The 15256-nt window shown below is 72.7% G+C and carries 17 protein-coding genes; 7 read left to right on the top strand and 10 right to left on the bottom strand.

Annotation, left to right across the window (positions count from 1 at the left end; translation table 11 throughout):
* Positions 1 to 95: 95 nt before the first annotated feature.
* A complete protein-coding gene (locus L3i22_RS33665; protein ID WP_255657366.1) occupies positions 96 to 731 on the bottom strand; it encodes a GNAT family N-acetyltransferase in 636 nt (211 codons plus the stop codon).
* A 232-nt stretch (positions 732 to 963) separates the two neighbouring features.
* Here L3i22_RS33665 and L3i22_RS33660 point away from each other — a divergent pair, with 232 nt between their 5' ends.
* Together L3i22_RS33660 and L3i22_RS33655 are read left to right on the top strand one after the other, a co-directional pair.
* Positions 964 to 1824 carry an alpha/beta fold hydrolase gene (locus tag L3i22_RS33660; RefSeq protein ID WP_221321518.1) on the top strand — a complete coding sequence of 287 codons (861 nt, stop codon included), beginning with the start codon at positions 964 to 966 and terminating at the stop codon, positions 1822 to 1824.
* A gap of 132 nt (positions 1825 to 1956) precedes the next feature.
* Positions 1957 to 2931 carry an MsnO8 family LLM class oxidoreductase gene (locus L3i22_RS33655; protein ID WP_221321517.1) on the top strand — a complete coding sequence of 325 codons (975 nt, stop codon included), beginning with the start codon at positions 1957 to 1959 and terminating at the stop codon, positions 2929 to 2931.
* Positions 2932 to 2941: 10 nt separating this feature from the next.
* On the opposite strand, the gene L3i22_RS33650 is transcribed toward L3i22_RS33655, so the two are convergent.
* Together L3i22_RS33650 and L3i22_RS33645 are read right to left on the bottom strand one after the other, a co-directional pair.
* The gene (locus L3i22_RS33650; RefSeq protein WP_221321516.1) at positions 2942 to 4861 is read right to left on the bottom strand and encodes a hypothetical protein; all 1920 of its coding nucleotides are present in this window, start codon (positions 4859 to 4861) and stop codon (positions 2942 to 2944) included.
* Positions 4862 to 4869: 8 nt separating this feature from the next.
* Positions 4870 to 5520 (bottom strand): TetR/AcrR family transcriptional regulator, encoded by a 651-nt coding sequence (locus tag L3i22_RS33645; RefSeq protein ID WP_221321515.1) that lies wholly within the window; start codon positions 5518 to 5520, stop codon positions 4870 to 4872.
* Between the two features lie 215 nt (positions 5521 to 5735).
* Here L3i22_RS33645 and L3i22_RS33640 point away from each other — a divergent pair, with 215 nt between their 5' ends.
* The 3 genes from L3i22_RS33640 to L3i22_RS33630 are packed head-to-tail and all read left to right on the top strand — an operon-like array spanning position 5736 to position 9705.
* Positions 5736 to 7166: an MFS transporter gene (locus tag L3i22_RS33640; protein WP_221321514.1), complete on the top strand. Its 1431-nt coding sequence runs from the start codon at positions 5736 to 5738 to the stop codon at positions 7164 to 7166.
* 11 nt (positions 7167 to 7177) lie between these two features.
* Positions 7178 to 8689 carry a glycoside hydrolase family 43 protein gene (locus L3i22_RS33635; protein WP_221321513.1) on the top strand — a complete coding sequence of 504 codons (1512 nt, stop codon included), beginning with the start codon at positions 7178 to 7180 and terminating at the stop codon, positions 8687 to 8689.
* Positions 8686 to 9705 carry a serine/threonine protein phosphatase gene (locus L3i22_RS33630; protein WP_255657365.1) on the top strand — a complete coding sequence of 340 codons (1020 nt, stop codon included), beginning with the start codon at positions 8686 to 8688 and terminating at the stop codon, positions 9703 to 9705. The genes L3i22_RS33635 and L3i22_RS33630 overlap by 4 nt, the downstream gene beginning before the upstream one ends.
* A gap of 3 nt (positions 9706 to 9708) precedes the next feature.
* Here L3i22_RS33630 and L3i22_RS33625 read toward each other — a convergent pair whose 3' ends face one another.
* A complete protein-coding gene (locus L3i22_RS33625) occupies positions 9709 to 10374 on the bottom strand; it encodes a DUF4241 domain-containing protein (protein ID WP_255657364.1) in 666 nt (221 codons plus the stop codon).
* 255 nt (positions 10375 to 10629) lie between these two features.
* Complete coding sequence (locus L3i22_RS54435) at positions 10630 to 11376, bottom strand: TetR/AcrR family transcriptional regulator (RefSeq protein WP_221321511.1); 747 nt, start codon at positions 11374 to 11376, stop codon at positions 10630 to 10632.
* Between the two features lie 78 nt (positions 11377 to 11454).
* On the opposite strand from L3i22_RS54435, the gene L3i22_RS33615 reads away from it, so the two are divergent.
* Positions 11455 to 12816, top strand: a complete 1362-nt coding sequence (locus L3i22_RS33615; RefSeq protein WP_221321510.1) for an MFS transporter — start codon at positions 11455 to 11457, stop codon at positions 12814 to 12816.
* Positions 12813 to 13439 (top strand): NAD(P)-dependent oxidoreductase, encoded by a 627-nt coding sequence (locus tag L3i22_RS33610; protein WP_221321509.1) that lies wholly within the window; start codon positions 12813 to 12815, stop codon positions 13437 to 13439. Before L3i22_RS33615 ends, L3i22_RS33610 begins: the two co-directional genes overlap by 4 nt.
* Positions 13440 to 13561: 122 nt before the next feature.
* Here the strand turns inward: L3i22_RS33610 and L3i22_RS33605 are convergent, their stop codons facing one another.
* The 5 genes from L3i22_RS33605 to L3i22_RS33585 all read right to left on the bottom strand — a co-directional run bounded on the left by L3i22_RS33605 (position 13562) and on the right by L3i22_RS33585 (position 15182).
* Positions 13562 to 13684, bottom strand: coding sequence for a ribosomal protein bL36 (locus L3i22_RS33605; protein ID WP_221321508.1), 123 nt, complete (start codon positions 13682 to 13684; stop codon positions 13562 to 13564).
* A 72-nt stretch (positions 13685 to 13756) separates the two neighbouring features.
* Positions 13757 to 14170, bottom strand: a complete 414-nt coding sequence (locus L3i22_RS33600; RefSeq protein WP_221321507.1) for an arsenate reductase ArsC — start codon at positions 14168 to 14170, stop codon at positions 13757 to 13759.
* A 15-nt stretch (positions 14171 to 14185) separates the two neighbouring features.
* Positions 14186 to 14677, bottom strand: coding sequence for a GNAT family N-acetyltransferase (locus tag L3i22_RS33595; RefSeq protein ID WP_221321506.1), 492 nt, complete (start codon positions 14675 to 14677; stop codon positions 14186 to 14188).
* Complete coding sequence (locus tag L3i22_RS33590) at positions 14674 to 14865, bottom strand: hypothetical protein (protein ID WP_221321505.1); 192 nt, start codon at positions 14863 to 14865, stop codon at positions 14674 to 14676. The genes L3i22_RS33595 and L3i22_RS33590 overlap by 4 nt, the downstream gene beginning before the upstream one ends.
* A complete protein-coding gene (locus L3i22_RS33585) occupies positions 14862 to 15182 on the bottom strand; it encodes a helix-turn-helix transcriptional regulator (RefSeq protein WP_221330286.1) in 321 nt (106 codons plus the stop codon). Before L3i22_RS33585 ends, L3i22_RS33590 begins: the two co-directional genes overlap by 4 nt.
* Positions 15183 to 15256 lie beyond the last annotated feature (74 nt).

Raw genomic sequence — 15256 nt, 5'->3', positions numbered from 1 at the left:
CCGTACCCCCGAATCGGCCGCCGCCGCGAGGCCGGCGATGCCGGGCGGAACAGCGGACCTGGGGGACGCCGACGATCACCCCGGGTGTGCCCCGGTCAGCGTTTCGCGGTCAGGCGGGCGGCGAGCTGCTGCTTGGCCCGGGGCCAGTCGTCGTCGACCATGGCGTAGAGGACGGTGTCCCGCCAGGTGCCGTCCGCGCGGCGGCGGTGCTTGCGCAGCACGCCCTCCCGGGTCGCGCCCAGGCGTTCGATGGCCGCCTGGGCGCCGACGTTGCGGATGTCGGTGACCCAGACGACCCGTACGGCATGCAGCTCCTCGAAGGCGAACGTCATCATCAGCAGCTTCGCCTCGGCGTTCGCCCCGCTGTGCCACCACCGCCGGCCCAGCCAGGTGTAGCCGATCGTGATGCTGCGCAGCGCCGGGTCCGGGTCGGCGAACGACGTCGTCCCGGCGAACTCGCCGGTCGCGACGTCGATCTGGGCATACGGCAGCCGCCGGCCACGAGCCTTGGCCTCCAGCGCGGCGACGATGTGGCCGCGCGCGTCCTCGACGGTGGCCGGGGCCGCCAGCGCGCCGGCGGGCGGGCTCTGCCAGCGGAAGATCTCGGCGGCCTGCTCCGGGCTGCCGGCCGCGGCGAGATATCCGGGGGCGTGGTCAAGGGTCAGCGGTTCGAGCCGGATCCGCTCGCCCACGAAGGTCGGCATCGCGTACCAGAGACCGTGGTCCGTCACAGAGCGGATGATGACAGCCGCGCGGTGCCCGCCGCAGCCCCGTACCGTCGGGCGGCCGGCTCGCCGGGGTGGTGCCGCGTGCCGCGGTCCGCGCCCTGGTGATCGCCGTCGGCGGCGTGCTGACGGTCGTCTACGCACTGCGCTTCTGGTGACCGGTGTCTACCGCGGTGCCTCGGCCTGGCCAGGCGGAAATATCGGGTGGTTGTCCGCAGGTAGCCGCTACAGTTCCGCCGTGTTGGAGACGCACGAGCGATTCGTGGCTTCCGGACCGTTACGGATATGGACCGAGCGAGTCGGGGATCCGGAGCTTCCCGCTGTCCTGATGGTCATGGGGTCGGCTGCTCAGGGTGTCAGTTGCCCCGATGCGCTGGTCGGCCGGCTGGTCGAGCGCGGGGTCCAGGTGATCCGATTCGATCATCGGGACACCGGCCGGTCCAGCGTCGTGGACTTCGACGCTCATCCGTACACGATCGCCGACCTGGGCCGTGACTGCCTGGCCGTGCTGGACGGCTACGGCCTGCGGTCCGCCCATGTGGCGGGGGCCTCGCTGGGCGGCATGATCGCGCAGTGGCTGGGGGTGCACGCACCGGACCGGGTCCGGTCCTTGACGATGATCTCCAGCTCGCCGGTTCAGGCGTGGGCCCGGGCGCTGGCCGGGGAGCCGGCCGACCTGGATCGGCTGCCGCCGCCGGCACCGGCGTATCTCGCGCATCAGGCCGCCGGGCTGCCGCCCGGGGTGGAGTCCGACGTGGCCTTGTTCCGGGTCTTCAACGGGCCGGTGCGCCCGTTCGACGAGCCGGCCGCCCGGGCGATGCTGGAGCTGGCGCTGTCGCGGGCCACCGATCCGGCGGCCGCCGCCAACCACGAGCGGGCCGCGTGGCGGCCCGAACCCGACCTGCTCGCCCCGCTGTGGTCGATCACCGCGCCGACCTCGGTCGTGCACGGCGATCAGGATCCGCTTCTTCCGCTCGGGCACGGCGAGGCCCTGGCGGCCGCGATCCCGGGCGCGGTGCTGCACGTGGTGCCGGGGATGGGCCATGTCATGACGTCACCCGGCCTGCCCGAGGAGATCGCCGATCTGATCCGGCTGTGACACGTGCCCGGGAACGCGATCTCCCACGGATCTGCCGTGAGTTGCGCTACCCCGAGTAGCCCTTCTCGTCGAGACGATCGTTCCGGCCGGCGTACCGGGAACAAGGCCCTGGCCTGGAACGCTGGGCCCGTTGTGAGCAACGCCGAGGTTCGACTCTCCCTGCTCGACCGGTCCCGCACCCGGGCCGGGGAGGCCGACGCGGCGGCGCTACGGGGCACCGTCGCGCGTGCCGTCCGCGCCGAGCAACTCGGCTACCACCGGTTCTGGGTCGCCGAGCACCACGGCGTCCCGGGGATCGCCGGCGCCGCCCCGGCCGTGCTGCTGGCCGCGGTCGCCGGCGCCACGACGACCATCCGGGTCGGTTCGGCCGGTGTGATGCTGCCGCACCACCAGCCGCTGGTCGTCGCCGAGCAGTTCGCCACGCTGTCCGCGTTCGCGCCGGGCCGGGTCGATCTGGGGCTGGGCCGGTCGCCCGGGTTTACCGCGCCGGTGCGCCGGGCGCTGCGGCAGGCCGACGGTGACTTCGCCGCCGACCTGGCCGAGCTGCGGGGCTTCCTGACCGGTACGGCGGAGATCACCCTGCACCCGCGTCCGGAGCACCCCGTCCCGTTGTACGTGCTGGCCACCGGCACCGGCCTGCGGATCGCCGCCGACCTCGGGCTGCCGGTGATCGTGGGCGGCCCGCTGCTGGCCGCGGGCGGCGAGCAGGCGCTGGCCGACTACCGGCGCACGTTCCGGCCCTCGGACCAGCAGCCGCGGCCGTGGGTCGCGATCAGTCTCGACGTGCTGGTCGCCGACACCGACGCGGAGGCGGCCGACCTGCTGCTGCCCGAGGCGTGGGCGATGGCCCGAAGTCGTACCACCGGGATTTTTCCTGCCCTGGAACCGGTGGCGGCGGTCCGGGCCGCCGCCCGGACCCCGCGCCAGCAGCAGTATCTGGAGCAGACCGCCGCGGCGGCGGTCGCCGGCCCGCCGCACCGGGTGGCGAGCCGGCTCGCCGAGCTGGTCGAGCGGACCGGGGCCGCCGAGCTGGTCGCCGCCGGCAGCACCTTCGACCGGGACGCCCTGCACGCCTCGGACGCGGCGCTGGCCGCGATGTTCCGGTGAGCGCGGGCGGTCAGCCGACCACAATGCGGACGCGGGCGATGTTGTCGATGCGCCCGATCGGGGTGTCCGGGTCGCCGTCGTGCTGGGCGCTGACCCGGACGGCCGCGAAGTGCGTGCCCGGGACGTCGTAGGCGTGCGTGCGTTCCCGGACGAACCAGGCGGCGGGTGGTAGCGGTTCGTCGATCTCGAACTCGCCGTCACCATCAAGATCCCATTGCATCCGTACGATCGGAGCCCCGCCCACCGGCGTCTCGGCAGACGCCCGCAGCACGCCGCCGGCGTAGACCAGCGAGATCACCGGCTGGACGCCGCCCCGCTCGGCGGCCGTGTCCGGCACGGTGACCTGCCCGTCGGCGATCGTGTAACGGGTGTCCGCGGCCGGTTCGACCCCGTTCTCCACCCAGTCGGCCAGGCTGCGCAGCGCCTCGTGCAGCACCCCGAGGTAGCTGACCGTGTGGTCCGGATGTTCCTGCAGCTCGGAGTCGGCGTGCAGGGCGTTGTCGACGTACCAGAGCCGCACGTCACCGGGCGCGTGCTCGGCGACCCGGTCCCGGTACCAGGCGGCCTGCCAGGCGAACGCCTCCCGGTCGAGCAGCGCGGCCACGATGATCATCTTGCCGGTGATCCGCCCGGTCTGGACGGTGCCGGCGGCGCCCGCGGCGAACATCGGGCCGAGCTGCATCGGGCGCTGGGGGAGCAGGGGCGTGCCGTCGGCTGCGCGGAACTGGTCCCAGACGGTGAACTCCGGCCCGGGGACCTGGTGCCGGTGGTAGGTCTGCGCGGCCAGGAAGTTGCTGTTGTCGACCTTGATCTCATCGCCCGGGACCAGCTTGGCCGCCGCGTCGTCCAGGTCGGGCATGTCGTGCACGGCGAGGTCGCCGTGCACGCCCTTGAGACGCAGCCGGACGCCGCCGGGCAGGATCAGCTCGGCGCCCTGGGTGGCGACCTCCGGAGTGCGGGCCAGCCGGACCGCGACGACCGTGTCCGGCCCGGTGTGCGCGCCCTTGAACGCCTCGTCGACGCCGCCCTGCGGGACCTGCTCGGGTTCGGCGTAGGGGCCGAGGTCGGGGCGGTCGGCGCGGGTCAGCGTGGCGGTGACCGCGGTGGTCAGCCGGACCCGGTCGCGGTGCACCGACGAGTCCGGGTCGGCGCCGAGATAGCCGGGCACGCTCCAGAAGTCGGTGAAGTAGCCGGGGTCGACCGCGACGACGCCGGGGTAGATCGTGGAGAACGCGTGCGAGCCCATCGTGCGGTGCCCGAACCACGATCGCAGCGGGAAGCCCATCCGGGTGACCTCGGCGAACGCGTCGCGCTGCTCGCCGGTCAGGCCGGGATCCTGATCGCCGCCGGCGTCGAACGCGTCGGCGATCCGGTCGAGCTGGTCGCGCAGGATCCGCTGGGCGTGCATCCGCACGCTGAACACATTGGGCGCGGCGACCGGGCTGCCCGGGACGTAGGGCACGAAACCGTCCCAGACCCCGCTGGTGTTCTCGGCCCCGCCGATCGTCCGGTAGGCGCCGCCGCTGCCGCCGTAGGCGTAACCGTGCACCCGGTGCTCGCCGTACACCTGCCGGGCCACCGTCTTGGAGTGCTCGGCGGCGGCCGCGTTGGCCTGGAACCCGGCGATCGTCGGGTCGGCGCCGGAGCCCGGCCCGCCGGATTGCCCGCCGCCGTTGGTCTCCAGGAAGTAGCCCCCGGCCCGGAACGCGAACGCGATCCTGTCCTCCTGCCCGGTGGCCGTCTGCGCGAGGTGCTCGCTCTCCGGCACCGGCGTGATGTGCTGGAAGAACCGCCCCTGGTAGGCGTCTGCTGGCGGGAAGTAGATCGAGAACCGGGTCTCGGTGCCGGTGAAGCCACCGTGCACGTACCGGTGCGGGTGCGGCGTCTCGCGGTGCTCGTCGACGTCGACGTAGGGGTGCTCGAAAGTCATCGTGGTTCCTAGAATCCGTGGGCGGGGTCGTTCAGGACGGCGAGCGCGCGCATCCAGTTCTCGCCGGTCAGGCGGCGGATGCCGTCGATCAGGGACTGGCCGACGTCGAACGTGGGGTCGGTCAGCCGCATGAACGTCAGGCCCTCCCACAGCGCGATGACCTGCCGCGCGGTCTCCCGCGGGTCGAGGCCGGGATGCGCGAGCCCGGCCCGCTGCCGGCCGGCGATCAACCGAGCAAAGATCAACATCGCCATTTCGGTACGGCGGGTGAAGTACTCCCCGGCGGGGTGGCCGGGGGTGGCCGCCTGGCCCTTGAGCACCACGAACAGCCGCAGCCGGTGCTCACTGGTCACCTGGGTGGCGTCGGCGTTCGCCCGGAGCTTGTCGAGGTCGAGCATCGCGCCCTCCTCGGTGTCGACCTGGATCTGCGCCTCCAGGTCGTCCATCCGTTCCAGAGCGGCCACCAGCAGGTGATCCTTGGTCGGATAGTGGTAGAGCACGGTGGGCTCGCTGGAGCCGGACCGGGCGGCCACCAGCGCGGTGGTGACGCCGTCGTGGCCGAGCTCGTCGACCAGGTCGACGACCGCCAGGACGATCTGCTCGCGGCGCTCCCGGGAGCGCTGGTACGGGCCGCGTTTGCGGGACGGTGCGGTGCTCATGCCAACCTCCGACGCGAATGTTGAGTGAAAGCTAGCAATCGTGAAGGCAGCTCGGCAATATCCCCGGAAACATCCTTGACACAGAAGCCGAACTGGTTCTTTACTCAGCTTTCATGTGAGCCAGCTCGCAGGGCCCCCGCCCGGGGCGCCGCTGACTCCCCTCCCGGCGACTCCTCAGCCGCGGTCAGTGCACGCTCATCCTCAAGGGGATCCCCGTGATAGCAGATCAAGCGCCACCGAGCGCCGACATGGTCGAGCCCGCCGAACCCGGCACCTCGATGACCTACCGCGGCGGCAAGCCGTTCCGCCGCTACCTGCTCTGGTACACCCTCGCGTTCGCCGCGATCACCGCGGTCTGGGGTGGCATGCTCGGCGTGCTGCTGCCCAACCAGGTCCAGATGATCGAGTTCGCGCACTGGTTCACCGGCGCCGACGCCGGCGTCGACCTGACCGCGCTCAACGACCTCAAGGCCGCGGTGGCCGCCGGCACCACCATCGCCACCCCGGAGCAGCAGCGCCTGCTCGGCATCCTCGGTGACTTCGACGCCGCCCGGGCCCAGGCGCTGTCCGTGGTCACCTCGCTCGCGGTGGCCGTCACCATGCTGGTGCAGCCGGTCATCGGGGTGCTCTCCGACCGCACCCGCAGCCGGTTCGGCCGGCGCGCGCCGTGGATGCTGTTCGGCGCCGTGGTCGGCTCCGGCTTCCTGATCGCGGTCCGGCACGCGCCCACCATCGCGATCCTCGCCCTGCTCTGGACGTGCGCGCAGACCGTGCTCAACATGATCCCCGGAACGTTGCAGACCACGGTTCCGGACCGGATCCCGGAGGACCGGGTCGGGGTCACGTCCGGGATCGGGGGGCTCGGCAACTTCGCCGGCGGCATCGTCGGTGGCGTCGGGGCCGGGGTGCTGCTGCCGGTGCTCGGACTCGACGTGATCTACGCGTACGCAATCCTGGTCTTGATCGGGGTTGTCGGGTTTGTCGTGCTGCTGCGGGACCGGCCGTCGACCGAGCTGGTCGTGCCGCCGCACCGGTGGGGAACGTTCTTCCGCGGCTTCCTGGTGCCGCTGCGGGACCACGACTTCCGCTGGGTCTGGGTGGCCCGGATCGTGCTGACGTTCGGCTACGCGGCGTCGACCGCGCTGGCCCTGTACATGCTGCAGAGCTACATCAGCCCGGCGCTGAGCCTCGCCGACGCCACCCGCACCGCGCCGCTGCTGACCGCCGCCTCGCTGCCCGGCACCATCGTCGCGCTGCTGCTGGCCGGCCGGATCTCCGACCGGACCGGCCGCCGCAAGCCGCTGGTGATCGCGTCCTCGGTGCTGATGGCCGTCTCGATGCTGGTCCCGCTGTGCTGGCCGGCCCTGCCCGCGCTGTTCCTGCAGAGCATCCTGGCCGGCATCGCGTTCGGCATCTACCTGCCGGTCGACGGCGCCCTCTTCATCGACGTGCTGCCGGACCGCGCGGCGGCCGGCCGGGACCTGGGCATCGCCGGGCTCGGCTCGAACCTCGGCCAGGCCCTCGGGCCGGTGCTCGCCGGGCAGGTGGTGGCCCTGACCGGCGGCTATCGCGGCGTCTGGGCGGTCGCCACCGTCCTGACCGCGGTCGCCGCGATCGCCATCTTCCGCGTCCGCGACGCCCGTTGAGGAGAACTGTCATGCCCGCCCTGCCCAGCCCGCTGATCCCCGGCTTCAACCCGGATCCCAGCGTGGTGCTCGTCGACGGCTACTACTACGTCGTCACGTCGAGTTTCGAATACCTGCCCGGCCTGCCCGTCTACCGCAGCCGTGACCTGGTCACCTGGGAGCAGATCGGCAACGTCGCCACCCGGCCCGAGCAGCTCGGCATCGAGCATGCCGCCTCCGGGCTGGGTGTCTGGGCGCCGACCCTGCGCCACCACGACGGCCGGTTCCACCTCATCGTGATCATTACCGGCAGCCCGCGCGGGTGCGTGGTCTTCACCGCCGAGGACCCGGCCGGGCCGTGGGACGACGGCGTCACGCTCGACGGGATCGAGGGCATCGACCCCGACCTGGCCTGGGACGACGACGGGACCGCGTACGTCACGTACGCCGGGTTCGTGGTCACCGGCCCGGACGCCGGCACCCACCACGGCATCCAGCAGGTCCGGGTCGACCTGGCCGCGGGCAAGGCCCTGGAGGCGCCACGGTCGCTGTGGTCCGGCACCGGGCGGCAGTTCCCGGAGGCTCCGCACGTCTTCCGGCGGGGCGGGCACTGGTACCTGATGATCGCCGAGGGCGGCACCGAGCGTGGGCACGCGGTCAGCATCGCGCGCGGCCCGGCGATCACCGGCCCGTTCGAGGGCGCGCCCGCCAACCCGATCCTGACCGCCGCCGGCTTCGGCGGGCCGATCCAGTGCGTCGGGCACGCCGACCTGGTCGCCGGGCCGGACGGCGACGACGTGCTGATCCTGCTCGGGGTGCGCACGCTGGGCCGGACCGCGGCCTTCTCACCGCTCGGGCGGGAGACCTTCGGGACCACCGTCACCTGGCACGACGGCTGGCCACGGGCGAGTCCGCCGGCCGCCGAGGCCCGCCCCGGCGTGGTCGAGGAGAGCTTCGACTTCGCCGACCCGGAGGTGCTCGACGATCCCGGATGGCTCGCGATCGCCCGTACTCCCCACGAGGTCGGCTCACTCACCGAGGCGCCGGGGCGGCTCACCCTGCGCGGGGTCGCCGGCGGCCTGCGGGCCTTCCGGCCGGCCTTCATCGGCCGCAGACAACGACATCTGATCAGTACGTTCGTGGCCACGGTCGACGCGAGCCGGGGCGCGGGTGGGCTCGCCTGTCGCTACGATGAGCACATCCATGTGGCGATCGAGGTCCGGGGCGGCACGGTGACCGCCACCGCCAAGCTGGCCGATCTGGAGCAGAGCTGGACCGCTCCGGTTCCCGCCGCCTCGGTTCCCGCCGATGGGGTCGAGCTGCGCATCGAGACCCGCCTGCCGGAGCCGGGGCTGAGCCCGGCGAACGACGGGGCCGACCGGATCGTGCTGATCGCCGGGGGCGTCCGGCTGGCCGAGCTCGACGGACGGTACTGGTCGAGTGAGACCGCTGCCTCGTTCACCGGCCGGGTCACCGGGATCTTCGCCACCGAGGGAACGGTCACCTTCGGCCGCCTCGGCTACCACGGTCAGGAACGCGATTGACCCGGTTCGAAGTCGCCCGGAGGTCCCGTCATGAACGCGTCGCGGCGTCGCTCGCCGCCCGCGCCGACGGTGATCTGACGGCGTTGCTGCAGGACACCTCGCTCGACCTGGTCGGCGTGGGCGGCGGCTCGTCGATCACCGACGTCGACGGCGTGCCGGTGTTCGTCAAGCGGATCCCGATCACCGATCTGGAGCTGGCCCATCCGCAGAGCACGGCGAACCTGTTCGGCGTGCCGGTCCGCTGGCAGTACGGCATGTACCGGCTGGCCGGCCCGGGCTACGGCGCGTGGCGTGAGCTGGCCGCGAACCAGCGCGTCACCGAAGGCGTGCTCGCCGGGGAGACGAAGTCCTTTCCGCTGCTCCACCACTGGCGGGTGCTGCCCGGCCGGCCGCCGGTCGCGGCCGAGCACCTCGACATCGAGGCGGTCGTCGCCCAGTTCGGCGGGGACCGGGCCGTGCGCGCCCGCCTCGACGCGCTGGCCGGCGCCACCGCGAGCCTCGTGCTGTTTCTCGAGCACCTGCCCGACGGGCTGCCCGGGTGGCTGGCGGATCCGGTGGGCCGGGCCTCGACGATGGAGCGGCAGCTGTTCGAGATCGTGACGTTCCTGCGCCGGCGGCAGCTGCTGCACCTGGACGGACACTTCGGCAACGTCCGGGCCGACGACGACCGGCTCTACCTGGTCGACTTCGGGCTTGCCACCTCGCCGCGCTTCGAACTGGCGGACGCCGAGCGGGCCTTCGTCGCCCGCAACGCCGGTCACGATGCCGACTACGCCTCGATGCGGCTGGTGAACTGGCTGGTCGCCGCGGTGTGCCGGGTGACCGTGCCGGCCGGCGGCCGTCCCGTCGCCCGCGACCGGCTCGTGCGCCGCTGCGCGACCGGCGACATCCCACCGGACGTGCCGCCGCCGGTGGCGGAGATCGTCGCGCGGCACGCGCCCGCCGCCGCCCGCATGAACGAGTTCTGCGCCCGCCTCTACGACGGCGACCTCCACGCGGAATACCCCGGCCGATAGACCTCACTCGGCGCGAGCCGGATCGCCCGCAGCCGCCTCCGGGATCACCATGAAGTCGGTGACGAACACGGTGACCTGCCCGTCGGCAGCACGTCCGACGAAGGTGGGATAGACGCCGTCGCCCCACCCGGAGCTGACGACAATCACATTCGCCTCGGTGGCCTCATCGGTGATCGCGTCGATGGGCGCCGGGGCGGGCGGAACCTGAGCGGGGATGTAAACGTCGTCCAAGCGGTCGAAGTCCCAGTCGGCCAACGCGCGCACGGCCACCACGTCCGCCAGAGTGCCGACCCCCGCGTCGACGGGATAGCCGAAGAACCCGTCCGCCCCCAACCCGGCCGGACTCCGGCCGTCGGTCAGAGCAGGCTCCCACCGGACGGCCGGCTGCTCGCCGGCGACGAGTTGCAGCGCGACAGTGCGCACATCCGGTTCGCTGAAGCCCTGGTGGATCGTCGCGACCCACGCGTGCAACTCGTACCGTCCGGGCGGCACCGTCGCGGTGAAAGGCGGCGCCTCGTGGGCATCCGTCAGCGGATCACAGCCGACGATCTGCCCGGACGGTGCCGTCACGATGCCGACGACACGGTCTTCGATGACGTACTCGACGCCATCGCGGACGACACGGCCACCGCTCGTCAGCAGCGCCGTGAAATCGGGGGAGTAGGACACGCGCCCTCCAGGCTGCCGCTGAACCCGACCTCGGACCTGCATTCGACCATGCCGCGAACGGCTACGGCTGGCTGCGGCGGTGGGTGTGCAGATCGGATACCGCCCAGACGGTGCTCCGACCGGCTTTGTGGCGGCGGAGGTGGCGGCCGGTTCGGTCCACTGACCGCATCTTGCCGTCGAGCGGCGTGACGGGCGCGGGCCGAGCCGCACGCGCTGGACTCGTGGCGGCCGGCAGGCGCGGGCGGCTGGCGGGGGCTATGGCTGGTTGTGGCGGTGGGTGAGGAGGCCGTCGATGAGGACGTTGAGTTTCCAGGTGGCGTAGGTGTTGCTGTCGCGGCCGGCGCTGGTCATGGCCGGGAGCAGGGCGTGGATGGTCGGGTGGGTGTCGGCGGATAGTTCGCCGTAGACGGCGTCGAGTTCGGAGCCGGCCGCGCCGGACAGGGCCTGCTCGGTCGCGGCGGCGGGGCCGTTGGTGGCGGTCGCGGCCCGCTGCTCGCGCAGGCGGGCGGCGAGTTCCAGGGCGGACGAGGTCACGTACTGATCGAGCAGGTCGGCGGCCCACGGGCACAGCTCGTCGGCGATGCCGCCGGTGCGCAGCAGGGCCAGGGTCGCCTCGAGGATGCGCAGCGCGTGCGGCCCGGTCGGCACCCGGGTGATGGCGACCAGGGCGAGGTCGTCGTGGCCGCCGAGCGTGGTGATGACCCGGCCGACGAGCAGCTCCAGCCGGGCCCGCCAGTCGCCGTCGGCCGCGCCGGGCAGCCGGACGCCGGCCAGCGCCTGGTCGTAGACCTCGGCCATCAGCTCGTCGCGGTCGGCGACGTAGACGTAGAGCGACGCGGGGCCGGTGTCCAGCGCCTGCGCGACGCGGCGCATGGTCACCGCCGGGTAGCCGACCTCGTCGACGAGTGCCAGGGCGGCGGTGGTGATGGCCGCGCGGCTCAGGGGGGCCTTGGCGGGGCGGGTGCGCGGGGTGTCCCGGACCCGGCCGGTGCTGTCAGTCACTGCGCCAGCCTATCGCTTGACGAACGTGGTTCGCAACGAACATAGTTCGTCACGAACAACGTTCGTCGGGAGGCTTTGATGGAAAGACGCTGGTGGGTGCTCGTCGTAGTGCTGACGGGTGCCGTGATGGATCTGCTCGACGCGACGGTGATGACCGTCGCGGGACCCTCGGTGCGGGCCGGGCTCGGTGGGACGCAGGCCACGCTGCAGTGGCTGACGGCCGGCTACGCGCTCGCCTTCGGGGTGCTGCTGGTGATCGGTGCCCGGCTCGGTGACCGGTGGGGACGCCGCCGGCTGTTCCTCATCGGCGCGACCGGGTTCACGCTCGCGTCGCTGGCCTGCGCGCTCGCCGGGTCCCCGGCGACGCTGATCGCGGCCCGGGTGGCGCAGGGCGCGCTGGGCGCCCTGATGATTCCGCAGGGCTTCGGGGTGCTGTCGGCCGTCTTCACCGGGGACCGGGAGCGCGGCCGGGCGTTCTCGCTGTTCGGGCCGGTCAGTGCACTGGCCGGGATCGGCGGGCCGATCCTCGCCGGGGTGCTGATCGCCTGGGATCTCGGCGGCCTCGACTGGCGGCTGATCTTCCTGATCAACGTGCCGCTGGGCCTCTTCGCCGTGCTGGGCGCGCTCGCCTGGATGCCGGCCGACCGGGGCGACCCCGCGGCGCGCCTCGATCCGCTCGGTGCGCTGCTGGTCGCGGCCGGGTCCGCGGCGCTGGTCCTGCCGCTGATCCAGGGCCGCGAGGCGGGCTGGCCGTGGTGGTCGTTCGCGCTGCTGGGCCTGGCGGTGCTCGCGTTCGCCGCGCTGGCCCGGCGGCAGTCGACGAGTCCGCATCCGATCCTGGCGCCGGGTCTGTTGCGCAAGCGGGCGTTCGTCGCCGGGCTGTCGGTGGCCGTGGTGCTGTTCGCCGGGTCCGGTGGGCTGATGCTCATCCTGTCGCTGTTCCTGCAGCTCGGCCTGCACTACTCGGCGCTGCACACCGGGCTGGCGCTGGCTCCGCTGGCGGTGGGCATCGGGGTTTCCTCGCTGCTGGTCCCGGCCCTGTTCCCGCGGCTGGGGCGGCGCCTGCTCCATGTCGGGCTCGGTACGCAACTGCTCGGGGTGCTCGGGTTCGCCGTCATGGCGGCCACCGGGCCGAGCGATCCGGCGTTCGCCGTCGCGGCCCTGGTCAGTGGGCTCGGGCTGGGGCTGCTGTTCGGGCCACTGATCCAGAGCACGCTGTCGGTCGCCGCCGCCGACGAGGTCGGCAGCGCGTCCGGAGCCATCAACGCCGTCCAGCAGCTCGCCACCGCGCTGGGGGTGGCCGTCCTCGGCACCGTCTTCTTCGCGGGTGGCGTTCCCGCTCACGCCCTGGTCGCCGGGGCGCTGGTGGTGGCCGCCTCCTGCGTCCTGTGTGCGATCGCCGTCCTCGCCCTGCCCACTCTCGAAAGGAACGCAGCATGAGCAGCAACGTCGTAGTTCTCGGAGCCGCCGGCCGGACCGGCCGCCTGATCGTCGCCGAGGCCCTGCGCAGCGGGCATTCCGTGACCGCCGCGGTCCGCAACCCGGACAGCGTCGCGGCGGCGCCCGGCCTGCGGGTGGAGCGTGCCGACGTCCGCGACGCGGACAGCCTGAGCGCCGTGTTCGCCGGCCAGGACGCGGTCGTGTGCGCCATCGGGCCGTCCGGTCGGAAGGCCGGTGACCTCTACTCCGACGGTGCCCGGGCCACCGTGACGGCGATGCGGGCCGCCGGGGTGGAGCGGCTGCTGGCCATCACGTCGGTCGGGGTGCGGCACGACGACCCGCATCACGCCTGGTGGTATCGCGGGCTGATCCGGCCGATCGGCGCCGACCTGTACGCCGACATGGCGCGGATGGAGCAGATCGTGCGGGAGAGCGGGCTCGACTGGACCTTTGTCCGGCCCACCTATCTGCAGGACCGCGACGCGACCGGCGCCTACCGGGCCGTCGACAACAGCACGCCGAAGGGCGGCTGGCGTATCACCCGCACCGATGTCGCGCGCTTCATCGTCGGTGAGCTCGAAGCCCACGAATGGTCGCGGCGGGCACCCAGCCTGGCGGAATAGGACGGGCGGTGCTCAGGCCGTACCAAATAATTGTGGTGTTGGTTTTTGCGGTTCGTGGATTTCCTGAGGAAGGCCGAGGGCGTGCCCCGGCCTTCCTCGACGCAAAGCTGAGACCGGGGCGGTCAGCCCTGGCGGCCGCTCCAGCGGGGGTTCTTCTTGTTGATGACGACCTGGCGGCCGCGGCGGCGGGTGACGACGCTGCCCGGCTTGCTCTTCAGGGAGCGGAGAGAATTGCGAACCTTCATGATGGTGACCTCTTTCCGCGCCGGCGCTGACTTCCGCCACGCGCACTGGGCTGAACGCCGCGGCCCCCGGCGCTATTTCCCGGCGGGGCGGGGCAGCGAAATGAGCAGTTGCTCCACTCGGGCGCGGATGTCGTCGCGGATCGGGCGGGCGGTGTCGACGCCCTGGCCGGCCGGGTCGTCGAGTTTCCAGTCCTCGTAGCGTTTGCCGGGGAAGACCGGGCAGGCGTCGCCGCAGCCCATCGTGATGATCACGTCGGAGTCCTGGGCGGTGTCCCAGGTGAGCTCGGCCGGTGTCTGGTCGGTGATGTCGATGCCGACCTCGTGCATCGCCTCGACCGCGGCCGGGTTGATGGTCTCGGCGGGCTCGGAGCCGGCCGAGCGGACCTCGACGGTGTCGCCGGCCAGGTGGCGCAACCAGCCGGCGGCCATCTGGGAGCGGCCGGCGTTGTGCACGCAGACGAACAGCACGCTGGGCTTGGTGGTCATGAGTGGTCTCCGCGGTCAGGTGATGATCGGGCTGCGGCGTTCGACGAGCAGGACGTCGCGCCAGGTGCCGTGGTGCCGGCCGACGCGTTCGCGGGTGCCGATGATCCGGAAGCCGCAGGCGGTGTGCAGGGCGAGGCTGGCGGTGTTCGCCGGGAAGATCCCGGATTGGATGGTCCAGATCCCGGCCGCCTCGGTGGCGGCGATCAACGCTTCGAGCAGGGCCCGGCCGATGCCCCGGCCGCGGGCGTCCGGGTGGACGTAGACCGAGTGCTCGACGACGCCGGCGTACACGCGCCGGTCCGACACGGCGCTGCAGGCGACCCAGCCGACCACCGCGCCGGCCGGGTCGAGGGCGACGAACCGGTGCTCGGGCAGGCGGCTCGCGGTGAACCCGGCCCAGTCCGGCGGCTCGGTCTCGAAGGTGGCGTCGCCGGTCGCGATGCCGAGCCGGTAAATGTCGAGCACCTGGTCGGCGTGCTCGTCGGTCATGGCCAGGATGGTCGTCATCGGACCGCCTTCCGCGTCGGTGCGGCCGCGACCGTCGCCGGGGCGGGCAGCGGGAACCACCAGGCGATCGCGGCGACGGCCACGATCGCGCCGAGCAGTTGCGCCGCGGCGATGCCGGACCCGATCACCACGGCGACGAGCAGGCCGGTGCCGGTCAACTCGGCGCCGGCGCGGCGGGCGAGGCTCACGGGGTCGCCGTCGCGGGGGCGGCGGCCGGGTCGAGGAACCGGGAGAGCCAGGTCAGTTTCGCCGGGATGATCCAGTAGTAGACCCAGGTGCCGCGGCGCTGGCAGTCGACCAGGCCGGCCTCGCGCAGCTGCCGCAGGTGGTAGGAGATCGTCGGGCCGGTCAGGTCGAACGCGTCGGTGATCTCGCAGACGCAGACCTCGCCGCCCCGGCGGGCCGCGATCAGCGACAGCACGCGCAGGCGGACCGGGTCGCCGAGGACCTTGAACGCGCCGGCCAGCTCGGCCGCGCCGGCCGGGGTCAGGGCCTCGCTGACCATCGGCTCGCAGCACCCGACCAGCGGAAGCGGTTGACTAGACACGTCTCTAGGTTGACAGCTCTCTAGATAGTGCG

The sequence above is a fragment of the Actinoplanes sp. L3-i22 genome, assembly GCF_019704555.1.
Lineage (GTDB): Bacteria > Actinomycetota > Actinomycetes > Mycobacteriales > Micromonosporaceae > Actinoplanes.
Note: the sequence above shows the minus strand (reverse complement) of the source record. Positions and strands in the feature narration are given on the sequence as shown.